Consider the following 25526-nt stretch of genomic DNA (forward strand, 5'->3'; position numbering starts at 1 on the left):
GAAACACGACTCGTGATTCTCTGCGCCCACCCAGAACGATCTGCAGCGATCACCACCGTTCGCCTGGAGTGCGCGACCGTGCCCGCAGCAAAGCGGAATCAGGTGTGATTAGAGGCCCCTCTTACGTGTGATTACCGGCCAGTCAGTTCATGGAGCTACCAACACCCGCATCATCGCTCGCCATAGGTGAACACCCCCGAGTCCATCCGTTCCACCCACTCCACCCATTTCGACCCGACGAAATACGGCCCGTGTTCGTTAGACGGTCCCCTGGACGGATCTCAATGGCCGGTTCGGGACGGTTTTCGCTGCGGTTCCGCTGGACGACTACGGATTCGGTTCCGACTGCCGCCAATCGCGTCCGACGAATCGGCCCCCGCTCCCGCAAGGAATCGGGGGCCGTTCGCGTCCTCCAGCGTGTCGGTTCGGTCAGGTGAGCACAGCGGTGGGTGCGCCGCCCGGGGCGCCGGTGACGGCGTACACGGCGCCGTCGGCGTAGTCGGTCACGTACAGCGTTCCGGCGGTATCCGGATCGACGAGCAGGTATCGGTAGGGTCCGTACGACCCGGAGGTCGAGCCGTCCGGGTCGGTCACGAAGGTCCCGAGGACGGCGTATGTCGAGGTGTCGACTACCGAGACGGTCCGGCCGTCCGCGCCGGAGACGTACAGCAGATCACCGTCCGCGCTGATCGCCACGTCGTGTGCTCCCTCGGGCAGCCGGATCGTCGCGAGCTGGGTCCCGTAGGTGGCACTGGACGGGTCGACGTCGATCACCGTGACGACCTCGTATCCGCCCGTCACGCGCCAGGTCCGTCCGGTGCGGTCGACGATGAAATGTCCGTTGGAGTAGCCGCCGCTGGCAAGCTCCACCGTTCTGACGTGGTACGTGGCATAGGCTCGGGTGCCGTCCGCGTTGACAGCGACACTGCTGGTGACCTCGGTGAACTCGCTGCTCGAGCGGGTGAGGTCCCACACCGGCCCGACGGTGACCTCCGCCGTCCTGGTCATGGATTCGGTGTCGATCACGGTAACGGACGCGCCGCTCGTGCCGTACAGGTGACGGCCGTCCCCGCTGACGGCCAGATCGGTGAAGTATCCGAGGGGCTGAGAGGTGATCACATCGTTCGTTGCGGTGTCGACCACCGACACCGTGCCGTCCTCACCGCTGGCGTAGAGGCGCGTGCCGTCGGGGCTGACGGCCAACTCCTGCGCCAGGGAATAGCCCTGGAAGTCGGGGGAGGCGGGCAGCCAGATCGTGTCGACGACGGTGTCGGTGGCCGTGTCGATCACCGAGATGGCGCCGGTATAGGGGCTGTTGACGTACACCCGGTCGATCGCCGGGGCGGCCGCGATGTTCGACGACGCCCAGTCGACCGCGATCGGCGCCCCGACGACCGTGTTGGTGTCGCGGTCGACGACCTGCACGAAGCCGTCCTCACTCACGACGTACAGCCGGTCGCCGACGAGAACCGCGCCGGTCGGGCTGCCTCCCGCCGGGATCGATGTCGAGTCGACCTCGAGTACATCCGGAACCTGCGTCGGTGAGACGGAAACGGTGACAACGATGTTCGTCACCGCTTGGCCGTCTGCGAGGGCGATGGTGAAGTGGTCGGCGTCCTCTCCCGGCGTTTGCAGGGCGAGGTCGCGGGCGGCGACGGTCGGGGTGTACGTGAATGTCGAGCCGTCGGAGGTGACCGATCCGGACCCGGGCGCAGCATTCGTGAAGGTCACCGGGTCGCCATCCGGGTCCTTGGGGTCGACGAGGGTGACGACGACCGCGCCGTCGGACGCCCGAGGTGCGCCGGCCGTCCAGCTCGCTGTGGGCGCGGAGTTCACGTGGGTGAGCGTCAAGGCCCGCACCCGCCCGTCGACCGCGTCGGTGACGAGCATCCGGGAACCGTCGGCACTCAGCGCGATGGAGTGGTCGCCGGACTCGGCGGGCGAGTCGATGGTGAGGGTGGACACGACGGTGTTGGTGCGCGTGTCGATGACGGTCAGCCTGTCCGGATTGGAGACGACATAGGCTGCGCTTCCGTCGGGGGTGACGCGCACGGCGGTCGGCTGGGAACCGACGGCGACGGTGGCGACGACGGTGTTGGTGGCGGTGTCGATCACCGAGACGCTGTTGTTGGCGCGGTTGGTGACGTACGCGCGAGTGCCGGCAGGGTTGACCGCGACAGCGTTGGGTGTGATGCCGGTCTTGACGGTGGCGACGACGGTGTTGGTGGCGGTGTCGATCACCGAGACGCTGTTGCTGCTGCGGTTGGTGACGTACGCGCGAGTGCCGGCAGGGTTGACCGCGACAGCGTTGGGTGTGATGCCGGTCTTGACGGTGGCGACGACGGTGTTGGTGGCCGTGTTGATCACCGACACGGTGCCGCTGCCGCTGTTGGTGACATACGCGCGGGTGCCTGCAGGGTTGACCGCGACGGCGCTGGGCGTGGTGCCGGTCTTGACGGTGGCGACGACGGTGTTGGTGGCCGTGTTGATCACCGAGACGGTGCCGCTGCCGCTGTTGGTGACGTACACCCGGGTCCCGGTGGGGTTGGCCGCGACGCCGGTCGGCGAGGTTCCGACGGGTACCGAGCCGACGACGGCGTTGCCTGCGTCAAGCACGGATACGCTCTTCGAACCCTGGTTTGCCACATAGGTTCTGGTGCCGGCGAACACCGCACCGGACGGGTTGGACCCGACAGTGGTGGACTGCGCGACCTGCATCCGTGCCGCAGACACCGGCACCTGTACGGTCACCGGGTTGCTGGACTGCCCGGAGGACACGGTGACGGTGAACGAGTCGTAATCGACGCTCGGGTCCAGCGCGGCCGCCTGGCGCGCCACCTGGGTGGGGGTGTAGGTGAACCCGCCGGTCGCGTCGACGGTGACCGTTCCGCGGCTCGGCGGTCCGGTGACCGTGTAACCGAGTTGGGTTCCAGGCGCATTGATCGAGCCGAGTACCGAACCGGTGCCGCGGTCGGGCACACCGACTATCGGCCCGGCAGTGGCTGCCGAGCTCGTGCCGGGGGGTGCGGTGCTCACGGCGGCGAACGATTCGATCGGCTCGCTGGTCGTGACGGGGGCGGCAGTTAGCGCTCGGCTCGCATCGGCGGTGATTGCCTTCTCCTGTCGACGGCACCATGCCGCGGCCAACGCCCAGAACGTCGGCGACTCGATCGGTACGGTTGGGTCATTCGACAGGAACGGACGTAGCCCGAGAGCTCCGAGCACCTTCGACACGACGCTGGATGCGACGTCCACCGCCGGGGTAGGGAGGGACGGGGCCAATGTCTGCGTCCCGACCTGCGGTGCATCGGCACGGGTGTCGGATACCCGGCGTGTCAGGGCGGTCGTCCCGTCGATCGTGGTGATCGCGGGAGCCGTCGCCGTCGCCGGAACTGCGTCCGGAATCGCTGCCGGCGCAGCCGGGACGGGTCCGCTCGCTGCCGGGTCCTCCGCCATGGCGGCCGGGTCCGGTGCCGTGCGGGAGCTGCCCGTCACCGCGGTGGTCGGGGGGTTCGGCGCAATGGCGCCGCCCGCAGGTGCGCGGTCGTGACCCTGTGCCGGTGTCGATGACGGGGACGAATCCGATGGCTCGGTGACTGCTCCAGCCGGGGTCCGGTCGGCCGGCGCGATGGCGGCACCGGACTCGTCGATCGTGTCCGGTGCCGTGGTGGCAGAACTCGATCCGACCTGCTCGGACTCGTCTGCTGTCGTGCCCGAATCCGGAATGCCACCGCCGTTCGCCGTCGACGAGCTGTCGGGTGTCGTGGGGTCGGATGCCGTGGCGGTGTCGGGGGTCGTCACGCCGGACCCGTTCGTGTCGTCGTTCGAGGTGGCGGACGTGGAGTCGGTGCCCGTGGTGGAGTGGGTATCGGTGCCGGAGGCGGATTGTGAATCCGTGCCGGACGTGGATTGCGAATCCGTGCCGGACGTGGATTGCGAATCCGTGGCCGAGTCGCCTGTCGTCGACGATCCGGATCTGCCGCTCGACGAGTCCGAGTCGGTACCCGATGTGCCGGAGGACGCCCTGTCCGACGAAGTCCCGTCCGTGGATCGGTCCGTGGAGCTCCGGTCGGACGATGTCTGGTCGGAGGAGTCGGAAGTCGACGACGTGGACGAGTCGCCGACGGACGGTGCTGCCACTGCGATGCCGGCCGGCGCGACCGCAAGCCCTATGCCCACTGCCACCGCCAGCTCGCCGAGGTGCTTGAGGTGCTTGTCGTTATTCATGGGTTACTCCTCCATGAGGACGCTTCGAACTGCAGTCCGGACGCACCATCCGGGCGCTGCGCTGGCTTATCGCCTCGAAGCGCTTCTCGAGTTTCATGGGACAGCAATGATCGTCACGCTCAGTCGCGGATCTGAACCGCGTAGTCGACTACGCGATTTTCTGGTTACTGCGGCGACGCGCGATCAGCGCAGTCTGGCGTGGTAGCGGTGGCCTTCGACTGTGCGGATGGAGACTCCGAGGCGTTCGGCGATCTCTTTGTTGGTGAAGCCTTGGGAGACGAGGGCGACAATTTCGCGCTGCCGCCTCGTGAGTGGGGTGGTTTCGACGGCATGGCGCAGTGCGGGGGTGTTGAGTCCGCGGTGGGTGCCTGCCAGCGTCCTGGCACGTTCGATGGCTGTCAGTGCGGAACCGTGATGTTGCTGTTCGCGGAAGAGGGTTCCGGCTTGGGCGGAGGCATCGGTCGCTGCGACGATGTCACCGATTTCTTCGTACCGCCGTGAGGCCTCGGCGAGTTTTTCGCCGTTGACGCTGGTCAGACCGTTGGCATGCAGTGCAACGGCGTGGACCCGTGGCCCGTCGACGAGGCCGGTGAGCTCGTTCAGCCGGTGTGCTGTGGTGCGATCGCCGAATTGCGATGCGGCTTGCAGACACAGGAGTTCTTGGCCGAAGTGGCCGCGATCGGCCGCGATGGCAGCCGCCTTCCGGGCGAGGCGGATTGCCTCCGCGATCATCTCCTGGGCGGCCGCAGCCCATGCTTTGGCGAGGGTGCACGCTGATCGGAGGAATCCGTAAGGATTCAACGTGTCGAGATCGCGCACCAGCTCCGCTGCGCGTTTCCCGTCCCCGCGATGCGATAACGCGAGAATCAGGTAAACCCGACAGCTGACGACAGCTGATCTGTCGTACGTGGTGGTACGGAATTCGCAATCCACCCTGTTCAGCACCTCGAGCGCAGCGGTAAGACGACCTTGGGACAGGTCAACGTAGCTGTGGAGCAATGAGACAAACAAACCTACGGTTCCGGGAGTGTTCGCGGCATACTCGACAAACCGGGTCATGACTTGTTCCGCGTCCTGAAGGTACCCCGCGATGAACATTGCCTCGATATGGAAGTAGACGATCCCGTACTCCAGCGCGGAAGCATCACTAGATGTCGCGACTAAAGCGGAGGCCCGTTCGGTCAACGGAAAAACCTTGGCGGCATTTCCCGAGTAACCGTGGGCAATGACCAGGGCGCATGAGGTGAGCACGAATGCCATATCGCTCGGCGCAGCCTGAAAGACCACGTTTCCTGCGGCGATCGCGTGGTCAGGTCGGCCTTGCACCGATTCGAGGAGTGCTTCGAATGCGGCTAGCTCGGATGATTTGTGGTTATAGGGCGCTACCTTGGCGATTGCCAGTTCTTGCATCGCCCGTTCGGGATCGCCGAGGCTCCAGCAGAGGGTACCGACTCGCATAACGGACAGTCGCCGTTGCTCCTCGATCGTCAGCGTGTTCTGATCAAGCGCCTCGAGCAGGGTGAATGCATCCTGTGCCCGACCGACGTAATTGAGCACCCAGTAGTGCAGCATCGCGCCTTGAAAGCCGCTGTCAGATATATGTCCGGCGTCCGCGAAACGAAGGGCGAGGAGAGCATCGTGGAGCCGCAGTGCCGTGGCGGTGGCGGCGAGGTAAAGCCCCAGGTCGGGCGGCAGGTCGGATTCGAGTCTCAGTAATGCGCGTCGCAACAAAGCTGCGGGTGCTGGATCAGCGCGGGTGGAAAGAGCGGTTGCGAGACGACCGCGCAGGCGGCGCAGTTGTAGGAGGTTGCCAGTGCTGCGACGGACTTCACCGTAGAGGGGGTGGCTGAGGCGGACGGCGATATCGCCGTTGTCGCTGGTCATGTCGATGAGGCCGCGGGAATGCACTTCCTTGACCGCATGCGGGCTGGTGAGGATTTCCAACACCGTGCCGTCGATGGGTTCGCCGATCGCGAGGTAGTCGAGGACTTCTGCCGTGTCATCGGTCAGCGAACCAAGCTGGCCGGTAATGAGTTTGGCGAGGGTGGGTGAGACGACGGGTTCACCGCTCCACCGCCAGGTGCCGACGTCGCTCACGAGCCGTCCGGCGTCCCGTTCCTGGCAAACGAGATGCCGCAGAAACAGCACATTGCCGCGGGTCAGGTTCCACAGTTCGGCCGCCGTTGCGGGGGCGACGGGCCCCGCGAGCGCTTGCGAAAGCAAGCGTTCAGTGTCGTTCTCACGCAAGGGATCTAAATCGATCCGGTTGAGGAACCCGTCTTTCCAGAGGGCGGTGATGGTGTCGGGGGCCGGTTCTGTGCTGCGCACGGTGAGCACGACCCTGGCAAGGCCGCGCTGCACGAGTTGTTGGATGACGACGACGGACAGGTCGTCGAGCAGGTGAACGTCGTCGACGGCCACGACTACGGGCTTGTCGCCAGCAGTGAGCGCTTCGATGACGGTATGGATGACCATCATCGGGTCGGCCTGCGAGATCGGCGCCCATTGAGCAAACGCTCCCAACGGAAGAGTTCGGGCCGAGGCCGTAGCGGTGACCCACCGGACGGCGTGCCGTTTGGCAAGCACGGCGACGGCGGCACTCGCCAACCGACTCTTGCCAACACCGACACCGCCCGCCACAAGAACCCCAGAATCATCACCAGAGTCTTCGATAGCCGCCCAGATGCGCCGCAGTTCCTCATCCCTGCCAATAAGCGGCCAGACACCGTCCACGGCCCAATCTTAGCTACTGCGTTAGTAGGCGCGGGAAATCATCGATCCCTGATGTTTCGCGTTTTCCGGCGGTAGTTGGCGCGACGGATCCTCCACCTGAGCGAACCGGTAGCTGTCGACGGTCGACACGAGCTGTGAAATGCGTGGTGCCCACACGAGGACCCGCACCAACTCGAGGTTCGGCCCGAACGCCGACACTCAGTCGCCGGGCCGGCACCCTCCTCGACCATCTCACAGCCAGCCTGGCTCGGGACGATCGCCTGGCGATTCATCGAAAAGCTATGGAAAGCGGTAGAAGACAAAGACTCGCCCTACATATCACCAATCAGTTCTCGACCACCTACCCGCGCCACAAACCCACGCATTCGAAGGCCGAATCCCCCGAGTAAGAACTAAACCGATGCGCCAGAGCTAGATCCACCGAAAACCTGACACTCCCCCAGCCGTTCCATGAGGTCGGCATGCAACTGATCAGTCATAACTCACAAGTCTCCGGCACACCCGCACGAAATCGCCCACCCATACAACCACCGTGTGTCCCGCCGGGACAGGAACTTAAGGAACTTGGTGGTCCGGATCGAACCCAACCCCCGGCCGGTACTACAGGTGTGCGCCAACGAAGTGGTGGTCGGTCGACTCCGGCCGCACCCACGATGTACAAACAGCATCCCTCCGAAACATGTTCGGGTCGAATAACTTTACGAAACACATCTCAGCCGGTCCCCGGGACCATCGGGTAGCTAGCCCACAGGTCAGTCGTGGGTGAAGAACAGTTCCACCCCGATCACGAACCACGCCACCAACACCGCCATCGGCAAAGGACGCGCACACCAACGGCAGGGCGCACCGGCAGGCGGGCCGCCAGGGAACCGCCGCCAGCCCGAACGCCCCCACCAGCTCACCCAGTACAACTTCGCGAGCGCAAATGGAGGAACGGCGGTCTCCATCATTCGGAGCAGGGCATCAGTCACCCCTCGTAGGCGGCAGCCACCTTCTTCGGCACGCACATGCGCCACGCGTCGACCAGCAGCTCGCGCAGCTCCTCGACGTCGAGGGCATCGAGCCGTACGCAGACCCACCGGTACCGCATGTCGGAGGGGCGGGGCATGAGGAACTTCTCGGGCTCCGAGGCCACCAGCGCCGCCCGCTCTTCCCTGGGGAAGCCGAAACCCATGATCGAGTCGTCGTGGTAGAACGCCGCGTAGACCAGGCGCCCGACCCGGAACCTCACCTCGTCGCGAACGAGCGCCTCATAGGAACGAGGCAACGTGGCGGCGATCGCCCGGGCCTCGTCGATCGTCACCCCCATCGGCGGCGCAGCACCGCGGCGGTGCCGTGGTCAGCGGGCAGGAACGCCTCGAGGTGCAACTCGGCGAGCGTCACGTCGGCGGCGGACGCGAACGACGTGAGCGTCGTGATGAGCCGGAGGTCGCCATCGACCGAGCCCAGCTCCAGCGGCACCGCGAAGCCGAGCACCTCGGCCTCCTCGGGCAGCGGCGGAAGGTAGGACTCGAGCTCGGCGAGCAGCGCCTCCAACGCCGGGTCGGGGCTCTGCGCCAGCTGAGCCCGCAGGTGCTCGGTGATGTGCCGGCCCCACTCCGGCAGGTTGCGCACCCGGGGCGCGTTCCCATCGGGGTGCAGGGCCAGGCGGAACACGTTGACCGGTGGTGCGAGCAACGCGGGGTCGACGCCTTCTTCGAACACCTCGAACGCCCGGTTGGCGGTGACGAGGATGCCGTGGGGCCGCACGACCATCGCCGGGTACGGGAGATGTCCGTCGAGAATCGTCTCCAGCGCCTGGCGAACCGGGCGGAGCGCCTCGTCGTCGAGCGGTGACTCCGGGAACGCCGGGGCGAAGCCGGCAGCGAGGAGCAACTCGTTGCGCTCCCGCAGCGTGAGCTCCATCGACTCCGCCAGCCGCAACACCATGCCCCGACCCGGGCGGGAGCGGCCCTGTTCGATGAAGCTCACGTGCCGCTGAGTGGTGCCCGCCCGAAGCGCGAGATCCAGCTGGCTCATCCGGCGGGCCGTGCGCCAGCGCCGGAACTCACTCGGGAACCGCGTCATCACCGATTAATCTTCGCTCACCCCCGGGGGTCGATGCCATTCCTTCCAGGGAGTTGCAGCAGTGACTCCGCGGCAGACGATACGGCCATGACCGACACAACAGCAGTCACCGATCAATACACGCCGCGTTCCTCGAACGGGCACCCGACAAACTCGTCGACCTCATCGCCCCCGACTGCGTGATGGAGGGCACCCGCCCGGAACCCGACGGCAACCGATGGACCGGCTACGACGAATGCCTCGCGGGCTGGCAGGGATTGGCCTCCGACCCCGCCATCGGGTTCACGGTCGAGCACGTCGACATCGACGGCGACCGAGCCGTCATCCGTTGGAGGATCACCGGCACCGAGAATTATCGGGGCGTGAATCTCATGCCGCGTCGAGCCGCCCTGCTCGGCGGACCCGCGACTTTTTCTCGGACCGAGCGGTGGCGGTTGGATGATGGAACTACTCGTTGGAGGCCTCGGGACACTCCTGTGCGCGAACGCTCGCATACGGACTCCCTCACTTACGTGAGGTAAGTGTCCATCTCGCTCAGGGCGCTGAGCACGAACTGCGCTGCCAGCCGGCCGCCATTTAGTTAGGTATTGACGGGCAGGCTAAACGCGGCCGTGACGTTCCCCGGGTGGTCGACGGCGTCCATACCGGAATCGGCTCGGCCGACGATCTGGATGTCGGCGAACTGTTCGTCACCATCGCCATAGAACAGCGCCAACGCATTACGAGGCGCCCAATACACGATGTCGCCGCGCCGCGGAGTGCACGCGGTCAGCCGCGAGTTCCCCGGCCGGGAACCAGGGCGAGCTCGCGAACGAATGCGACGGCGACACCGGAGGCGCGAGCGCCTGGGCGACGTCCACGGGCAGCAAACTCTTGTTCCGGAGTGCTGGCAGTGGCCCACTCTCCTGAGGTGAGGATCCAAGCGAACACGCGCCGACCAAGACGGACGCCATTTCGAGTGCAGACAGCAGCGACCGGGCTGGCCCAGGGCTGCGCCGGGCATCGGTGCTGGTGTCCGGCCCGGCCCGGCCCCCGTAGCAGGGCTTGGGTGCGGTCTCGTGGAGTGAGGGTGTGAATCCGGAGGAAGCTCGCAGTTCAGGGGCAATACTCGCTGACCAGCGTTGGGGTACAATTGAATTCGATTCCGGGGGCAGTTGTGGGGCGCGGGTGCCCGTACACAAGCCGATACTCAGCGGGGGGTCGCTCACGCTCGGCTTCGCTACACAGGCTCCGACATCCATCCTTCGCCGCTCACCCCGCCCGAGCACGTTCCCGACAGTGGTCGGCCCGCCGTCACGTCCGGCTTCTCCCCACTGTTCGGGAGACGAGCGCTGACCGTAGATCAGCCCTTCGCTTCGCGGACGTCCTTTCCCTGCTCGGCAAACGCCTTGAAGTCCTGCATGTGCTGTTGCGACTGCTTGCGGAAGGCGCCGGGCATCAGGAGCCCCACCAACCGCATCAGCAAGCCGCTGAACCGGTATTCGCTCTCGCTCACCCAGAGCGTCATCCCCGGACCGGCTTCGGTCAGCCGGTCGCGCACGGCGCTCCACATGCCCTCGCCGACGATCTCGCGGTCGAAGTGAACGACGCTCCCTTTCGGGATCCCGCGCAGGTCTGCCGGTTCCCGACGCGTGATGGTCTCGGTGCACTCGATCTTCTGCTTCCCCATCTGCATCACGACCCGCGATGTGGTACCGACCTGTCCGTGCACCCCACTCAGCGGCTCGTGCAGCACCAGACCCCGCAGCCACTTCGGCAGGTGTGCCGAGTCGGCGAGCAGCTGTGCCACTGTCTCCCGCGGCAGGGCGATCTCGATCGAGACGGTGTTCTTCATGGCGGAGCGCTCCTGGGTCCCGAGTAAAGAGGCCCACGCTAGCAGCCTCGCTTCATATTATGAGGTCACGGCATGTTCAACGATCCCCCGGTGCGCGTGGTCGCGTGGTCACGGCGGGTGTCGCCCTGTCAGCGGAGGGCGAGGGCGCGCTGCGGCCGGCGTCGCACACGGCGACGTGCGGCTCGCCCAAGTGAGCACTTCTCCAACCTGGAGATGAGCGGACGATAAATAGGCTGCGCAAACCAGGGCCTCAGGTCACTTGCCAGAGTAGGTTTTCGGAAATCGAACCATTCTCCCTCCCGGTCGGCGAATCCTTGACCGAGACATTCGTGGAACCCGACAAGTGCAGACGCTCTGGCGCGTCGCCGACGTCCTCATTCCCGCCACGACGACCCGGCCCGTGAGGCCGCCGCGAATCTGCCCCAGGTAATTGCCTCGATCAACGCGGCACGGACCGCGTGGGCGCGTCCGAGACAGCGTTGCCGGCGAAGAACGATTCCATCGCCGCATTGTCACCACATGCCCTAGTCGTCCCCATTTGATCCTTGTAAACCACTGCAGGCCAACAATTCTACGAGTATTTCAGAACGGAACTGGGTGCCTGATCGCGCAGAGGTAGTGCTCTGCTCTGCCCTCATCAGTCCAGTGCTCGGCGGGGCATGTCCCTACACGTAGAGCTGGGGGAACGTCGGTCAACCGCTGCGCCTGTCCGGCTACAACGAGGTGATCGGCAACAGACCGACGTCGAGCACCAGCAGCGAGGGCGGCATCTCGGCCTCCTCCGCGCACCAATGACGATTAACCCAAGAGAAAGTCCATCCCAGCAAAAATAGCGATTTGATGCCAGACGCGGGGCGCGTACCGTACTATGTGTGGCTTCTTGGCGCCACTCGTCGCCCGGTGCCACGCCGAACAAACCCGAAGATTGGAGCAGAGATGCGTGTCTTGCGTGCGTTTGTAGGAGCGGTCGCTTGGGTTTTCCTGGTTCTGGCGTTATCTCTTCACGCGCCCGTGCCGACTGCTCAGGCTGAGTGTATGAGATTGCCATATTTCACACAGTCCGGGTATGCCAACTTCGATTTCCCCCCGCGGGTCGTCACGGTGCTGAACGAGAGCGAGATCGCGGTGGAAGGCGTCGCGCCGTTCGAGGCCAAGCCCGCGAAGACCGGTCTCTATCTGCCAATCGGCTCGCAGACCAACCATATCGACGCGTGCATGGGCGTGTTCTACCCCGGCGGGCCGAGGTTCGTCAGCAAGACCGGGAACTCTGTTTTGGTTCAGGATATTTGGCTGCGGATGGACGGCGCTTACGGGACTGTGACGATCAACGGGGTCCCCCAGGGCGAGAGGATGGTCGCCACCTACAACGTGGGTGAGATGATGCCGACGGTCATGACGCCGCATGGTGGCGGGATCGGCCCCACGTATTGGCCGTTCCGCTTCTCCCCATATTTCGCGCAGGCCCTCAACGAGGCTGCAGGCGCCAACCTCTTCATGGCTGGTGAGTTGTTCGCCAATCTCGACGCCGTCGGGAAGTTCTGACACGAAGCAGACGGAAGAGACGGCCGGTCGGCTCGCGGTAGCGCCGCCAACCGCCGGGTCCGCGGGTCGCTATGCGGAACGAAGGCGGATGCCCGGCGCACGTACGCAACTGCCGCTGGTCGATTCCACGCCAGATGACGCGACTACCGCGGGATCGGCAGTCCTCGATACCTTCGAGCGCGTTACGACGACGGCCTTGTACCACGCCGGCACATCGGGCCGTGGCTGGAACGCTTGCGCAGCCACATCCCGCACAGTCGCGCGGAGGTTCAGAAGCAGTCCGGGTTGTGTCGAACCAGATCCTCGCGGCATCGCCGCGTTCTGCGTGCAGTGCACTGTCTGGCTACGTGACGGGAATCTTCGGCAACCGGGAAGAACCGTCGCTACGACAGACGGTGCGCGGCGAGCCATGCCGAAGCCCTGGCCGACGATGCCCGACAGAGCCACGCATCCTGAACCACCTCGGTCAGTTCCTGCAGTGTCAGATCGCCAATCCGACCTGCCCGCAACAGCACCGACGGATGTCCGTCGAAATGCGGCGTGGTAAAGAACGGCGACGCCGGGTCTTGAACCATTGCTTGCTTGTCGGACTCGGAGGGCACCCAGAACACGATCACGTCCGTATACCGTTCACCGGTACGAGGGTCGAAGGCATCGGGGCGAGGCGTTCGGAAGAACACGAACGATTTGCCGCCGACCTGATAGACAGGGTTGCCCCGCGGCCCACATTCGACCGTGACATGGGGCATACCCAAGGCCAACTCGTGCACATCGTCCACCCGTGCGCGGCGCGGAACTGCCGTCATCGCAACATCATAGAACGGGACCCACAGGCTCGTGAGAGTCACGTAGGAACTATGCGGAACGAGGGCATTCGGGGTGCCGCGGTCAGATTCGCGCGGACTCGGCCAGAGACTTACCCCGTGTCTCAGGGGCCCAGGCGACACTGACTGCGAGGCCGGCCAGCGCGACCGTGGCAGCGCCGAGCATGGTCGGGCCGACGCCCCAGCGGTCCAGCGCGACCGGGACCAGGTAGGTGCCGAGGGCGCCGCCGACTCGGCTGAGCGATGAGGCCAATCCCACCGCGCTGCCTCTGAATTCGGTCGGGAAGAGTTCGTTGGGGTACACGAGCTGAAGGACCTGGGCGACGCCGGTGAAAATCGCATAGGTCGCGAACAGGCACAGGATGACAGAAACGGGACTGCCCGGGAACAGTCCCAGCAGGAGCAGGGTCAGTCCAGACCACGCGAAGCTGTGAATCAGCAGGGTGCGGCGACCCAATTTGTTGATGGCGGTCAGCGCGATGATGCAGCTGACCAGGAGCAGGATAGTGATGACGGCGGATCCCATGCTCGCTGTTCGACCGTCGAGACCTCCGGTGGCAGGACGCCGTCGCTACCGCAGCCGACATGCCGAGAATCGAGAAGATGTTCTTCCGCCTGTCGCTGCAGTTGCGGATGTTCGTCTCGCTTCTCGGTCTGGAATACGCGTACTCGGTCGATGAGATCGTCGCCGACAATACCGCGATATTCCATGCTCTCGAGGCCCAGGATCCCGACGAGGTGACGCGGCTCTGGCGCCGCAAAATCGACAACGCCGTGACCTACATGGTCGAACAGCTCGGCCATCTCGACGTCAATGCATCTCGCCGGACTCCGGAATCGAGTCACTGGAAGTAGGACGCATAGTCGCTGAAAGGAACCTGGCCGGTGGGGCTCGAGTGTAGTGCGTCGGCGACCGGCGACGGGATGGGAGCCCAGTGGGCAGGCATCGCCGCCGCCAGGGAAGGATTCAATATGTAGAGCAGGGCAAAGTTCACTATCCAGAGCGGCGGCGCCATCGACATGCCTACCTCCGAACTCACACCCCCCTTGGTGTTCGTCACCAGTTGAGCTGCGCCCGAAATCTGTTGCGCTGCGAAGCCGTAGACCGCTTGCACCGTGTACGCCGACCGGTAGAGCGCTATCAAGGTTCCTGTCGCATCGTTGTTCCTCAACCAGGTGCCCACGAAACCGCCGGGCGCGATCAACGAGTTCACCTGCCTTGTCGGGGCGTCCGCGTTGGCCGGACTCTCCAGCAGTCCGCTGGTGTTCACGTAGAGCCCGTAGCTGGCCAGAACCGACGGTGTCGGGTGGCCATCGACGTCGGAATACAGGGGACGGCCGTTCGTGTTGGTGAGGATCTGGGCGCACGCATCGATCACCTCGGCGGCTTCGCGGCTGCCGCCGACTCCGCCGCCGCTGAGGAGGTCTCGATACTGCTGTTCGGATAACGCGTCAGCCCTGGTGAGCCCCACCTGGCCGGCAATCTCGTCCGCCGCTTGCTGACCGAGTGGCTGGTTGAGCTGCCCAGGGTTGGTCACCTGCGTCGGAGCCAGGCTCTCGTAGCCGGGTGCCCCGGCGAAGGGGATCGCGAACCCGGTGTCGACGGTGTCTGCCGCTGCTGGGTCTGCGCCGGCTGTCTGGGTCGCCGTCAGGGAGAAAATGCACACTCCCACCAGTGCCAGTACCGAGATGGTCCTGCGAGGGGAGGTTGCTCCGCGTCGATGGCCCGGACCCGCTAACCTTGTGCCGCGCATACGTCAACCTCCCGGAACACCATCGGGCGAGCCCACACCAGCTTGCGTTCCAGTCAAGCGCCGCGATCGATACCGTGTCAATCCCTCCCGAACTACGAGTCGGTGGCGTTGCCGAGTTCGACATGTTCGAGCCACACTCTCTCTTCGAACCCACCCCGGGCGGCGCGTTTGCGGTCGGCGGCCAGGTAGTCAGAGTCGTCGACCAGCCGGTGCCAGTGGGGTCGGTCGCCGTTGGCGGCGATCACGTCAGGAATCCTGTCCCTGACGAGCTTTCGATGAACCTCGACCGCGTCGTTGTTCGCATCCCGCGATCGAACCATTTGCAATCGGCTGCAACGTCTATTGCGCACGTCATAGCTCCGGTCGGGAACGGCCAACCCGCGTGCGTGGGCGACCCAGCCGTGCCGGTCCACCACGACGGCAGGCCCTGCGGTCGCCCCGAGAGCACCGGGGCGGCATGACCGCGGAGCTTCTCGAGAGTGATCGTGTGCTCCTGCCACAGTGTGGCCTCTATGAACCCCAGTGCGTCGACGGCCTTCGCACGCCGCGCGCCCCGTCGCGCCAGAGCACTACCCCGTCGGCGTCCGCGATCACCACGATGGAATTCGCGTCTTCGGCTACCTGGGTCAACGTGTTGCGAAGCTCGGGGACGACCGACCGCAGGGCAGTGCGCGTCCACCGGGCTTCGACCTCGGCGTAGTCGGCCAGCACCACGTCCCCACACACCCGGTCGGGGCTCACGCCGTCTGCTTGCAGCCGGGACCACGCCCGAGCCGACCGCGGGAAGGCGGTGCCGAACCAGGGGCGGCTACCTCCATTTCCATTGGGGGCGAACGTAATCGACGGTCTACTCGACCACACTGCAACCGAGTGCAACCCTTGCAACCGCGCCGTGGACGATGCTTGGCTCATCTGTGAGGAGATCACAACAGGCAGGAGTCATGGATGAGCATAAAGGGCAAAGTCGCTCTGGTCACCGGCGCGGGGCAGGGCATCGGACGCGCGATCGCATTGCGATTGGCGTCGGACGGCGCCGACATCTCGCTCGTCGACGTCAACGGCGACCGGGTCGATGCGGTGGCCGACGAGGTCCGGGCGGTAGGAGTGAAGGCGATCTCACTGGTCGCCGACGTGACGGACCGCGATCAGGTGCAGTCTGCCGTCGACCGGACCGAGCGCGAACTGGGCGGCTTCGACATCATCGTCAACAACGCGGGAATCGCCCAGGTCAACCCGATCGCCGACGTGACACCGGAAGAGGTCTCACGCATCCTCGCCGTGAACGTCGAAGGCGTGCTGTGGGGTATCCAGGTCGGGGCAGCCAAGTTCCGGGAACGGGGACACGGCGGGAAGATCATCAACGCCTCGTCGATCGCCGGCCACGAGGGATTCCCGATGCTCGGCGTGTACTCGGCGACCAAGTTCGCGGTCCGCGGCCTCACCCAGGCCGCGGCGAAGGAGTATGCGTCGGACGGCATCACCGTCAACGCCTACTGCCCCGGCGTCGTCGGCACCGACATGTGGGTCACCATCGACGAACGCTTCGCAGCCCTCACCGGCGCGCCGAAGGGCGCCACGTTCGAGAAGTTCGTCGGCGGCATCGCCCTCGGTCGCGCGCAGACGCCCGAGGACGTCGCCGCCTACGTGTCGTATCTCGCCGGACCGGATTCCGACTACATGACCGGGCAGGCGGGACTGATCGACGGCGGCCTGGTGTACCGATAGGCCGCCACTCGCAGCGGGGTTTCACACCCGGATCCGCGGGTAGACGGACGTAGGGTGATGCGACAGCGCGTCCGGGGACGAAAGGGGCAGCCGTGGACGTCGACGACCTGGTCGAGCGCACCGGTCGGTTGCGGTTCGATCTGCAAGCACTCGAAAACCGCATCAAGGAGTTGACCGACGCGTTCGACCTGCTCGACAGCACAAGCGACGGCGCCTCGCGCGAACAGGTGATCGACAGCCTCAGCGATGCCCGGCTCGACCTGAGCACCGCGGACAGGCACCTCGAGACCGCGGTGCGTAACGCCGAGAGACTGTCGACCGGCTGAACCCTGCGCCGGACGACGGGCTCGTCATGTCGTCGACCCCCGTGCACCCCAGACAACCCGATCCCACCAACTGCTGAGCGGACTGGGGTCCGGCCACCGGATGGGCTCGTCCTCGCGCAGTTCCGTTACTCGGCGTTGCGCACTCTGATTCGATGATCCGCCTTCTTCTCGACGCACAGCTCTGCACCTCCCGAATTCCTGCGCGCCCGTCACGGCGGCGGGCGCGGCCCACTGTGCAATCCGGAATTTAGCACCGCGGCGTCCGAACGACCAGCTTTCCGACGCAGTAACCACTTGATAGCGACCGTCCAGGTTTCGGCGGGCAGCATCGAAACTGGCACTCAAGACCGCCGAGTGCTAAATTTCTTCTGCACAGTGGTGGATGCGCTCGCCGAGGTGGCGGGCCATTTTGACGATCACGGGAGGTGTGTTGCTGTGCTGCGTTCCGATCGACTCGCCGAGGCTCGGCCGATGACCCGATCTTTGCTGGAAGTCCACAACGGATCGTCGCGACACAATCCCGACGGCTCCCCGGCACGATTCTCCCGGCTCGCCAGTCCACAGCACCTGCGGGGCGAACGCTGGAGCGACATCTCGGTCATGCTGGGAGCCCTGTCGATAGTGATGTTCTGGATGTTCGGATTCGGCGTCGTTCTCGGCGTCTGCGCCATCGCTGCCGGCATCGCCGCCAACCGGCACCCTGCCGTCGAAGGAAGCGAGCCGAAGTCCCTGGAAGCACTGCTGGGCATTCTCACCGGCGCTTTCGGAATCGCCGCCGGCACAGTCTTTCTCACCGCGGCACTCCCACACCTCTGACATACGCCACAAATCTGGCCCGACCCCCGTCGAGTATCCACTCGCGGGTGCCGGGCCAGACGACGGTTGATCGGCCGAGGCCGATCAACCATGATCAGTCGAGGTCGAACCGGTCGAGGTTCATCACCTTGTTCCAGGCAGAAACGAAGTCCTGCACGAACTTCTGCTGCGCGTCGTCGGTGGCATACACCTCGGCGAGAGCACGCAGTTGCGAGTTCGAACCGAACACGAGATCGACCGCGGTGGCGGTCCACTTGGCGTCACCCGTGACACGATCGGTGCCCTCGTAGACGTTCTCGGCCGAGGCCGCTCCCTTCCACACCGTACCCATGTCGAGGAGGTTGACGAAGAAGTCGTTGGTCAACGCCTCGGGCCGGTCGGTGAAGACACCGTGCTTCGTTTGGCCGAAGTTGGCGTCCAGTGCACGCAGGCCACCGACGAGAACCGTCATTTCCGGAGCGGTCAGGTTCAACATGTAGGCCCGGTCGACCAGAAGCGCCTCGGCAGGCAACTTCTCCCCCGCCCGGAGGTAGTTGCGGAACCCGTCGGCCCTCGGCTCGAGCACGGCGAACGACTCCACATCGGTTTGCTCCTGTGTGGCGTCGGTACGACCCGGCGTGAACGGGACCGTGATGTCGTGACCGGCGTTCTTCGCCGCCTTCTCGACCGCCGCGGCACCCGCCAGAACGATCACGTCCGCGAGTGAGACCTTCACTCCGCCGGACTGCGACGAGTTGAAGTCCTGCTGGATCTGCTCGAGGGTCTGCAGGATCGTGGACAGCTCGGCGGGGCTGTTGATCTCCCAATCCTTCTGCGGCGCAAGCCGGATCCGCGCCCCGTTGGCGCCGCCACGCATGTCGGTGCTGCGGTGGGTGGCTGCCGACGCCCAGGCGGTGGACACCAACTGGGAGATGGACAGGCCCGAGTCGAGGATCTTGCCCTTGAGCGCAGCGATCTCGCTGTCGCCGATCAGCTGGTGATCGACCGCGGGGACCGGGTCCTGCCACAGCTGCGCCTCCGGCACCCACGGGCCGAGGTAGCGCGTGACGGGTCCCATGTCGCGGTGCAGCAGCTTGTACCAGGCCTTGGCGAACTCCTCGGCGAACTCCTCCGGGTGGTCGAGCCAACGCCGGGTGATCTTCTCGTAGGCCGGGTCGATGCGCAGCGAGAGGTCCGTGGTCAGCATCGTCGGAGCACGTCCCGCCGACGAATCGAACGGGTCGGGAATCGTGCCCGCGCCTGCGCCGTCCTTGGCGGTCCACTGCCAGGCACCGGCGGGACTCTTGGTCAGCTCCCACTCGTAGCCGTACAGGACCTCCAGGAAGCTGTTGTCCCACTTCGTCGGTGTGGGGGTCCACACGACCTCGAGACCACTGGTGATCGCATCCTTGCCCACGCCGGTGCCGTAGGCACTCTTCCAACCCAGGCCCTGCTGCTCGATCGGGGCGCCTTCCGGTTCAGGACCGACCAGGTCGGCGTCGCCTGCGCCGTGCGTCTTGCCGAAGGTGTGGCCGCCTGCGATCAGCGCAGCGGTCTCCACATCGTTCATCGCCATGCGGCCGAACGTCTCCCGGATGTCGCGGGCGGCTGCCAGCGGATCCGGCTGGCCATTGGGCCCCTCCGGGTTCACGTAGATGAGACCCATCTGCACGGCCCCGAGCGGACCGGACAGTTCGCGATCGCCGCTGTAGCGCTCGTCGCCCAGCCAGGTGTCTTCCGGACCCCAGTACATCTCCTCGGGCTCCCAGATGTCCTCGCGGCCGAATCCGAACCCGAAGGTCTTGAACCCCATCGACTCCAGGGCGCAGTTGCCGGCGAAGACGAGGAGGTCCGCCCACGAGATCTGCTTGCCGTACTTCTGCTTCACCGGCCAGAGCAGCCGGCGGGCCTTGTCGAGGCTCGCGTTGTCGGGCCAGCTGTTGAGGGGGGCGAAACGCTGAGCGCCCTGACCGCCACCGCCGCGACCGTCCGCGATGCGGTAGGTGCCTGCGGCGTGCCAGCTCATCCGGATGAAGAGGCCGCCGTAGTGGCCGTAGTCGGCGGGCCACCAGTCCTGCGAGGTCGTCATCAGATCGATGACGTCGCGCTTGAGTGCCTCCACGTCGAGCTTGGCGAACTCCTCGGCGTAGTCGAAGTCCACGCCCATCGGGTTCGACTTGGACGTGTGGGCGTGCAACACCGACAGCTCCGGCTGGTTCGGCCACCAGTCGCGGTTCGTCCTCGGGCGGTGCGCCGCCGGAGTGGGAGACGGGATTACGGGGTTTTCACTTTCACTGGTGCTCTGAGTATTTCCCTCATGAGCGACCGGGCAGCTATCGGACACAACATTCCTTCCGGGAGAGACCAAACTGGGCTGTGGTCATGGGTTCGATCGAGACGTCTGTGAAGTCGAGCAGTCGGGGCACAGACCCCAGTAGATGACCTCGGCCTCCTCGACGAGGAAACCGTTGTCGTCGGACGCGGTCAGGCAGGGCGCCTCGCCGACAGCACAGTCGACGTCCGCAATGACCCCACACGACCGGCAGATGACGTGGTGGTGATTGTCTCCGACCCGCGACTCGTACCGAGCAACGGAGCCGGGCGGCTGAATCCGCCGCACCAATCCCACAGCGGTCACTGCGTGCAGCACGTCGTACACGGCCTGCCGGGACACCCCTTCCAGAACGGTGCGCACCGCTCCGAAAATCGTCTCCGTATCGGCATGTGGACGCGCGTGCACGGCCTCCAACACCGCGACCCGCGGGCGGGTCACGCGAAGCTCAGCCCCGCGCAGCAGCGCTGCGTAATCCGGCATCGACGGCACCCACCCACTATGACTTACTTTTCTGGACTCAGCCAAGACTTTGCGGAAACTATTTGCCGTGACTTCGACTCACGCACAACTGGCCCGTTGGCCGACCACGGCTCTGACGAACTCTTCAGGGAAGCTCGAAGGTGACGACGACCGAGGGCCTCGAATCCGTCGAAGACAGTCCGATCGTGCCGCCCGACGGCACGAGGGAGAGTCCGCCACCTCCGCCGCCCGGTGGCTCGTTCGCCTCGCCGGTGCCACCGATCCGTCCCCCGGCGGCGCCTCCGCCGCCGCCGTACCAGCCGGCCCCGCCTCCGCCCCCGGCCCCGATCCCGTCGCCGACGGCCTCCGGTAGCGTCGCACCGGAACTTCCTGCGCTGCCGCCGTATCCGGGACCACCGGCAAGGCCCGCCGGGCTCGACCCGTCGGATCCGAACACGGGCTGTCCGCCGCCTTCCGCGAACGAGCCGTAGCCCGACGGCGTCGCGCCGCCGCGCGCACCGGCTCCCGGCGCTCCCGCGTCGCCGCCGGGCGACACCAACCCGCTCGCGGTCGACGCGCCGCCGCCTCCTCCCGCCGCGATGACCAGCGGCAGTTCGATTCGATGCGGAACCAGCACGCTCGACCTTCCGGTGTCGAGGACGACAGCCGAAAGCCCTCCCCCGTCACCGCCGTTCACGTTCGGCGGAGTGGTGTTGCGGCGCCAGTCGGTGGTTCCGCCACTGCCCCCGCCGCCCTCGACCTGTGTCAGAGTGTCCGATCCGCCGCCGTGCCCGTTCTCGCCGACCCGGACGTACACCGTCGATCCCGGAACGAGCCAGGCGTCACCACCGGCTACCGCTCCCCGGCCGCCGGGAGCGACCGTGCTGCAACAACTGTCACCGCCTCGGCCGCCGACCGCCTCGATGTGCACCTTCCAGACGCCGTCCGGAATCCTCAGTGGAACACCGTGAATACCACCGGAAGGAGGCGCTTCGCCGGTGTTGTCGGTGTACGTGCAGGTGACCGTCTTCTGGGACTGGACGCACTGCGACGGCAACTCCGCCGCTGCCACTCCCGAACCCGCGAAGACCGCCAGCCCGCCGGCGGCGGAACCCACCGCCGCGGCCATACCGAGACGCCGCACCTTCGACACCGACCCCATACGCTCACCCTCCCCGGTCGCGCACCGGCCCTGTGACCGGTTCCCACTCGACTGTAATCGCGCACCTCATCCCACGCACGATTCTTCGATACGGCACGGCCGCAACGTGACTGGGAGTGCCCGTCCCTTTCAGGTGCGAGCGACGACGGGAGAGGTCAATAACGTGGTGATCCCGAGAATGAGTGTTGACGTCCGGTCCCGCATTCACCTTCGGCCTCCCTCCACGCGATTCGTCGTCGCCGGTGTGCGCCTTGCGTGCGAGCCTGTCAGTACCAGTACTGTCGTCCGCCGACCTTGCGGCCCCGCAATCCGACGAGCAGGAGAACGAGGCCGAAGACGCCGACGACGAGGCCTGCGATCCACAGTGACGAGATCTTGACGATCAGGCCGATGACGATGAGAACCACACCGATTGCGATCATGATCGATTCCTTCGTGGGGGTGAACGAATACTAAGCGCAGAATGCGGCCCGGCGTCAGGAAACGCGCTCCGGCCCGGTGTCGCCCGGGGAGACGATGCCGTGATCGAAGGCGTACACGATGGCGGCCGCGCGGTCGCGGAGATCGAGTTTGAGGAAGATGTGCCCGACGTGACTCTTCACGGTCACGCCCGAGATACCCAGCTCACGCCCGATCTCACTGTTGCTGTGCCCACGCCCGATGAGCGCGAGCACATCGAGTTCCCGCGCAGTCAGCTCGCTGAGGTGGTTCCGGCCCCCATCGGACGACGGCGCGACGGTGCGGTACGTGGCGAGAACGCGTCCGGTCACTGCGGGGTCGAGGCAGGCGCCGCCCTCGGCGACGGTGCGTACGGCACGAATCAGGTCCTCTGCAGGCGAATCCTTGAGGACGAAACCCGCCGCACCCGCGCGGAGCGACCCGGACAGCAGTTCGTCGTCGTCGAACGTGGTGAGCACCAGCACCGGCGGCGGCTGCGCTCCCGACCGGAGATCGCGGGTCGCGCGGATGCCGTCGACCTTCTTCATCCGGAGGTCCATGAGCACGACGTCCGGGGTGTGCTCCGCCACCGCGCCCGGCACCTCCGAGCCGTCGGCGCATTCGCCGACGATGATGAAGCCGTCCTTGCGCCGCAGGATCCGGCGCAGCCCCGACCGCACCAGTTCCTGGTCGTCGACCAGCAGCACCCTGATCTCCGGGCCCGTCACGACAGTCCCGGGATGTGACGGAGAATCGCTGGCCGGCAGGAGTCTCGGGGCAATGGAACCGCGGCGTGCACCGACCATCCCCTGCCGTCCGGGCCGGCGCGGAATGTGCCACCGAGCAGCGCGGCGCGCTCACGCATGCCCCGCAGACCGGAACCGAGTGAGCCGTTCGGTGGGGTCACCCGACCTCGGGTCGGGTTGTGGATATCCAGCGTCACGCGTTCCGGCTCGATCGTGAGTCGCACGTCGGCACTGGCGCCGGGTGCATGTTTGGCGACGTTTGCCAGCGACTCCTGCGTGATGCGGTAGATGCCGAGACCAACTGCGCCGGTCACGGCAGAGAGGTCCCCGCGCATGTCGAAGGCCACCGGCAGACCCGCACGGCGGAAGTCGTCGATCAGATCGGGAAGATCGGCGACGCCCGGCTCGGGACGGGTGCCCGCCGGACCTGCGTCGAGCAACCCGACGGTGCGCCGGATGTCGGCCATCGCCTGCCGCCCGAGTCGCTCGGCGTCGGAGAGCGCGTCCACTGCGTCGTCGACGTCCCGGTCCTGCTCGAGCGCGCGACGGGCCGCGGTCAGATGCAGCAGCGTGATGCTCAGCGAGTGGGCTATGACGTCGTGAACCTCGCGAGCGATTCGCTGGCGTTCACGGGTGGCGGCCTGCTCGGATTGGATCGCCTTCGAGGCCCGCTCCTGATGAAGGAGGCGCAACTGTGTGAGCATCAGGTAGCCGAAGGCCCAGCCCAGCACGACTCCGGCGAGAGCGTAAGGCGCACCGTCGAGTCGGCCCGTCAGTGCAAACGCAGTCAGGACTGCCATCGCCGCAGCCAAGGTGGCGAGACTGACGGCCAGTGACGCCGTTGCCGCGACCTCGGCGGTGAGGATCACCAGGATGAGCGGAGCGAAGTCGAACGCGGTGTCGGGCTGCTGCAGAAGCAGCAGTGCGGCCGCCGCGATGACGACGACGGCCAGGAACGGACGCGGAAGCACCGCTCCCGGTCTGATCATGTCTCCCGCAACAGGGGTCACCGCGGCGACCAGGCCACACAGCAGGACCCACCCCGGCGGCACGAAGCCGTCGCGTTGCGCGACAGCGGCACCGGCGATGACAACGACGGCGATGTGCGCGAACACCGGCACAGCGAGCGGATAGTCGTACTCACTCTCCGCCACGCGTCGACGAAAAAATGCCGTCACCTGCACACGACCAGCGTAGGCGAAGACCCACCCACACCGCGTCCTCTCCGGAGCGGAGATCCCTCCGCCCACGGTAGGAGACGAGAACGCGACCGTGGCACGGCGAAACCGCTGCTGCGGATCCGTAGCGTTGCCGTCATCAACGAAACTACGGAGGTGGCCGAGATGTCGTGGAACGATTTCCGTGCACGCCGGGCGGTACTGGAAGAAGTCCTGGGGCGGGCGCACGCCGACCCCGCACAGGCGTTGCGGTTCGACGAAGTACCCGGCGCGATCGAGCTTTTCGGCTCGGCCGACAACATCCTTCTCGCACTTCAGCACCGGTGGAGCAACCACCTCGCGGCCCGCCTCGACCAGGCGGTCGAGGACGGCACCCCCCTGAATGCGACGTGGAAAGCGCTGGCCGCCGAGCAACCGGCGTTGCGCGCGCTCCTCGACACCGCGGCCGCCTCCTCCCTGCCGCTGCGCGGGTCCCAACGCGCGGAGCAGCGGATGATCGAGGCCCACCACACCGGACGTCTGTCCGGGCAGCGGCCGATCGGCGCGCGAACGCCGACGATGACCCCCGCGTGACAGACGGGCGGCCAGTGCATCCCTACGGCTGCGCGAATGCCGCCTCGAACGCGTCGAGCGCGTCGTCCGGATCGTTCTTCGCCCACCCTTCGAGTCCGACGACGCCCGTGTAGCCGAGGTCGCGGAGGGCGGCTGCGACAGCCGGGTAGTGGATTTCGCCGGTTCCGGGTTCGCAGCGTCCGGGGACGTCGGCGACCTGGATCTCCCCTATGTAGGGCAGCGCCTTTCGGACGAGTTCGATGAGGTTCCCCTCGCCGATCTGGGCGTGATAGAGATCGAGATTCATGCGCAGGTGGGGGTTGTCGACCGCCCGGACGAGAGCGAGAGTGTCGGCCGCGGTCGCGAACGGGGTGCCGGGATGATCGACGGCGAGGTTGAGGTTCTCGAGCGTGAACACCCGCCCCGCCTGTTCGCCGAGTTCGGCGACCTTCCGCAGAGTGTCGGCGGCGGTCAGCCACATTGCGGGCGTGACCGTTTCGACCGGTCGGACGGGCAGTCCCCGGTTGTCCAGCCCGGTTCCGTGCAGATTCAGTCGCGGGCAGTCGAGCCGCTTCGCGACGTCGAGGGACTGCTGCGCCGTGGTGAGCAGCGCCTCGACGCCGTCGGGTTCGGTGAGGTTGCCCTCCAGATAGCCCGTCATCGAGGAGAATTCGGCGCCGACGGCGGCGAGAGCGTCGATGTCTTTGGTGGACCAGTCCCAGATCTCGACCTGGAGACCGCGTTCGGCGATGCGGTGCACGCGGTCCAGGAACGGCAGGTCGAGGTAGATCATTTCGGCGCTGGCGGCGAGCGTGTACGTGGCCATCGG

At 66.1% G+C, this 25526-nt stretch carries 25 protein-coding genes and 1 pseudogene; 8 read left to right on the forward strand and 18 right to left on the reverse strand.

The genetic code is table 11. The features are described from left to right. Positions 1 to 429: 429 nt before the first annotated feature. Positions 430 to 3801, reverse strand: coding sequence for a choice-of-anchor I domain-containing protein (locus ACNJ7E_RS27340; protein WP_418341435.1), 3372 nt, complete (start codon positions 3799 to 3801; stop codon positions 430 to 432). 13 nt (positions 3802 to 3814) lie between these two features. Between ACNJ7E_RS27340 and ACNJ7E_RS27345 the strand changes: the two genes are divergently transcribed. Further along, the gene (locus ACNJ7E_RS27345) at positions 3815 to 4432 is read left to right on the forward strand and encodes a hypothetical protein (RefSeq protein ID WP_418341436.1); all 618 of its coding nucleotides are present in this window, start codon (positions 3815 to 3817) and stop codon (positions 4430 to 4432) included. Here the strand turns inward: ACNJ7E_RS27345 and ACNJ7E_RS27350 are convergent. The 3 genes from ACNJ7E_RS27350 to ACNJ7E_RS27360 all read right to left on the reverse strand — a co-directional run bounded on the left by ACNJ7E_RS27350 (position 4411) and on the right by ACNJ7E_RS27360 (position 9027). Continuing rightward, on the reverse strand, positions 4411 to 6960 hold the full coding sequence (locus ACNJ7E_RS27350) for a helix-turn-helix transcriptional regulator (RefSeq protein WP_418341437.1): 2550 nt from the start codon (positions 6958 to 6960) through the stop codon (positions 4411 to 4413). The two genes, ACNJ7E_RS27345 and ACNJ7E_RS27350, sit on opposite strands and share 22 nt — an antisense overlap. 967 nt (positions 6961 to 7927) lie before the next feature. Next, on the reverse strand, positions 7928 to 8269 hold the full coding sequence (locus tag ACNJ7E_RS27355) for an MmcQ/YjbR family DNA-binding protein (protein ID WP_280780710.1): 342 nt from the start codon (positions 8267 to 8269) through the stop codon (positions 7928 to 7930). After that, a complete protein-coding gene (locus ACNJ7E_RS27360; protein ID WP_418341510.1) occupies positions 8260 to 9027 on the reverse strand; it encodes a helix-turn-helix domain-containing protein in 768 nt (255 codons plus the stop codon). The genes ACNJ7E_RS27355 and ACNJ7E_RS27360 overlap by 10 nt, the downstream gene beginning before the upstream one ends. A gap of 164 nt (positions 9028 to 9191) precedes the next feature. On the opposite strand from ACNJ7E_RS27360, the gene ACNJ7E_RS27365 reads away from it, so the two are divergent. Beyond that, positions 9192 to 9548: a nuclear transport factor 2 family protein gene (locus tag ACNJ7E_RS27365; RefSeq protein WP_418341511.1), complete on the forward strand. Its 357-nt coding sequence runs from the start codon at positions 9192 to 9194 to the stop codon at positions 9546 to 9548. A gap of 59 nt (positions 9549 to 9607) precedes the next feature. On the opposite strand, the gene ACNJ7E_RS27370 is transcribed toward ACNJ7E_RS27365, so the two are convergent. Further along, the gene (locus ACNJ7E_RS27370) at positions 9608 to 10030 is read right to left on the reverse strand and encodes a cyclophilin-like fold protein (protein ID WP_418341438.1); all 423 of its coding nucleotides are present in this window, start codon (positions 10028 to 10030) and stop codon (positions 9608 to 9610) included. Positions 10031 to 10369: 339 nt separating this feature from the next. Beyond that, entirely contained in the window at positions 10370 to 10861 is a 492-nt protein-coding gene (locus tag ACNJ7E_RS27375) for an SRPBCC family protein (protein WP_418341439.1), read from the reverse strand. Between the two features lie 1101 nt (positions 10862 to 11962). On the opposite strand from ACNJ7E_RS27375, the gene ACNJ7E_RS27380 reads away from it, so the two are divergent. Beyond that, a complete protein-coding gene (locus tag ACNJ7E_RS27380; protein ID WP_418341440.1) occupies positions 11963 to 12403 on the forward strand; it encodes a hypothetical protein in 441 nt (146 codons plus the stop codon). Between the two features lie 383 nt (positions 12404 to 12786). On the opposite strand, the gene ACNJ7E_RS27385 is transcribed toward ACNJ7E_RS27380, so the two are convergent. Next, complete coding sequence (locus tag ACNJ7E_RS27385) at positions 12787 to 13209, reverse strand: MmcQ/YjbR family DNA-binding protein (RefSeq protein ID WP_105423485.1); 423 nt, start codon at positions 13207 to 13209, stop codon at positions 12787 to 12789. Positions 13210 to 13291: 82 nt separating this feature from the next. Then, the gene (locus tag ACNJ7E_RS27390; protein WP_418341441.1) at positions 13292 to 13753 is read right to left on the reverse strand and encodes an MFS transporter; all 462 of its coding nucleotides are present in this window, start codon (positions 13751 to 13753) and stop codon (positions 13292 to 13294) included. A 59-nt stretch (positions 13754 to 13812) separates the two neighbouring features. On the opposite strand from ACNJ7E_RS27390, the gene ACNJ7E_RS27395 reads away from it, so the two are divergent. After that, a complete protein-coding gene (locus tag ACNJ7E_RS27395) occupies positions 13813 to 14082 on the forward strand; it encodes a GntR family transcriptional regulator (RefSeq protein WP_418341442.1) in 270 nt (89 codons plus the stop codon). Here ACNJ7E_RS27395 and ACNJ7E_RS27400 read toward each other — a convergent pair. The 3 genes and pseudogenes from ACNJ7E_RS27400 to ACNJ7E_RS27410 form a co-directional block, all read right to left on the reverse strand. Next, the gene (locus ACNJ7E_RS27400) at positions 14070 to 14981 is read right to left on the reverse strand and encodes a hypothetical protein (protein WP_418341443.1); all 912 of its coding nucleotides are present in this window, start codon (positions 14979 to 14981) and stop codon (positions 14070 to 14072) included. The genes ACNJ7E_RS27395 and ACNJ7E_RS27400 overlap by 13 nt on opposite strands. Positions 14982 to 15073: 92 nt before the next feature. Further along, a complete protein-coding gene (locus tag ACNJ7E_RS27405) occupies positions 15074 to 15226 on the reverse strand; it encodes a hypothetical protein (protein ID WP_418341514.1) in 153 nt (50 codons plus the stop codon). Positions 15227 to 15340: 114 nt separating this feature from the next. Further along, positions 15341 to 15821: pseudogene (locus ACNJ7E_RS27410) on the reverse strand (hypothetical protein); the annotation flags it as partial. Between the two features lie 105 nt (positions 15822 to 15926). On the opposite strand from ACNJ7E_RS27410, the gene ACNJ7E_RS27415 reads away from it, so the two are divergent. From ACNJ7E_RS27415 to ACNJ7E_RS27425, 3 genes are all read left to right on the forward strand, one after another. Continuing rightward, entirely contained in the window at positions 15927 to 16706 is a 780-nt protein-coding gene (locus tag ACNJ7E_RS27415) for an acetoin reductase (RefSeq protein WP_317570050.1), read from the forward strand. 92 nt (positions 16707 to 16798) lie between these two features. After that, positions 16799 to 17032: a hypothetical protein gene (locus ACNJ7E_RS27420; protein WP_105417380.1), complete on the forward strand. Its 234-nt coding sequence runs from the start codon at positions 16799 to 16801 to the stop codon at positions 17030 to 17032. A 471-nt stretch (positions 17033 to 17503) separates the two neighbouring features. Then, the gene (locus tag ACNJ7E_RS27425; RefSeq protein WP_418341444.1) at positions 17504 to 17848 is read left to right on the forward strand and encodes a hypothetical protein; all 345 of its coding nucleotides are present in this window, start codon (positions 17504 to 17506) and stop codon (positions 17846 to 17848) included. 94 nt (positions 17849 to 17942) lie between these two features. Here the strand turns inward: ACNJ7E_RS27425 and katG are convergent, their stop codons facing one another. From katG to ACNJ7E_RS27455, 6 genes are all read right to left on the reverse strand, one after another. Further along, entirely contained in the window at positions 17943 to 20171 is a 2229-nt protein-coding gene (gene katG, locus ACNJ7E_RS27430) for a catalase/peroxidase HPI (RefSeq protein ID WP_418341445.1), read from the reverse strand. Between the two features lie 36 nt (positions 20172 to 20207). After that, complete coding sequence (locus ACNJ7E_RS27435; protein WP_005243590.1) at positions 20208 to 20651, reverse strand: Fur family transcriptional regulator; 444 nt, start codon at positions 20649 to 20651, stop codon at positions 20208 to 20210. A 115-nt stretch (positions 20652 to 20766) separates the two neighbouring features. Continuing rightward, on the reverse strand, positions 20767 to 21783 hold the full coding sequence (locus ACNJ7E_RS27440) for a hypothetical protein (protein ID WP_418341446.1): 1017 nt from the start codon (positions 21781 to 21783) through the stop codon (positions 20767 to 20769). A 266-nt stretch (positions 21784 to 22049) separates the two neighbouring features. Then, positions 22050 to 22205, reverse strand: coding sequence for a hypothetical protein (locus tag ACNJ7E_RS27445; RefSeq protein WP_418341447.1), 156 nt, complete (start codon positions 22203 to 22205; stop codon positions 22050 to 22052). 54 nt (positions 22206 to 22259) lie between these two features. After that, a complete protein-coding gene (locus ACNJ7E_RS27450; protein ID WP_418341512.1) occupies positions 22260 to 22928 on the reverse strand; it encodes a response regulator transcription factor in 669 nt (222 codons plus the stop codon). 17 nt (positions 22929 to 22945) lie between these two features. Beyond that, positions 22946 to 24121: a sensor histidine kinase gene (locus tag ACNJ7E_RS27455; protein ID WP_283330944.1), complete on the reverse strand. Its 1176-nt coding sequence runs from the start codon at positions 24119 to 24121 to the stop codon at positions 22946 to 22948. Between the two features lie 180 nt (positions 24122 to 24301). Between ACNJ7E_RS27455 and ACNJ7E_RS27460 the strand changes: the two genes are divergently transcribed. Continuing rightward, the gene (locus ACNJ7E_RS27460) at positions 24302 to 24718 is read left to right on the forward strand and encodes a hypothetical protein (protein WP_283330943.1); all 417 of its coding nucleotides are present in this window, start codon (positions 24302 to 24304) and stop codon (positions 24716 to 24718) included. A gap of 22 nt (positions 24719 to 24740) precedes the next feature. Here ACNJ7E_RS27460 and ACNJ7E_RS27465 read toward each other — a convergent pair whose 3' ends face one another. Continuing rightward, entirely contained in the window at positions 24741 to 25523 is a 783-nt protein-coding gene (locus ACNJ7E_RS27465) for a TIM barrel protein (protein WP_283330942.1), read from the reverse strand. Positions 25524 to 25526 lie beyond the last annotated feature (3 nt).

The sequence above is a fragment of the Rhodococcus mengyinensis genome (assembly GCF_048381435.1).
In the GTDB taxonomy this organism is placed as follows: Bacteria; Actinomycetota; Actinomycetes; order Mycobacteriales; family Mycobacteriaceae; genus Rhodococcus_F; species Rhodococcus_F opacus_D.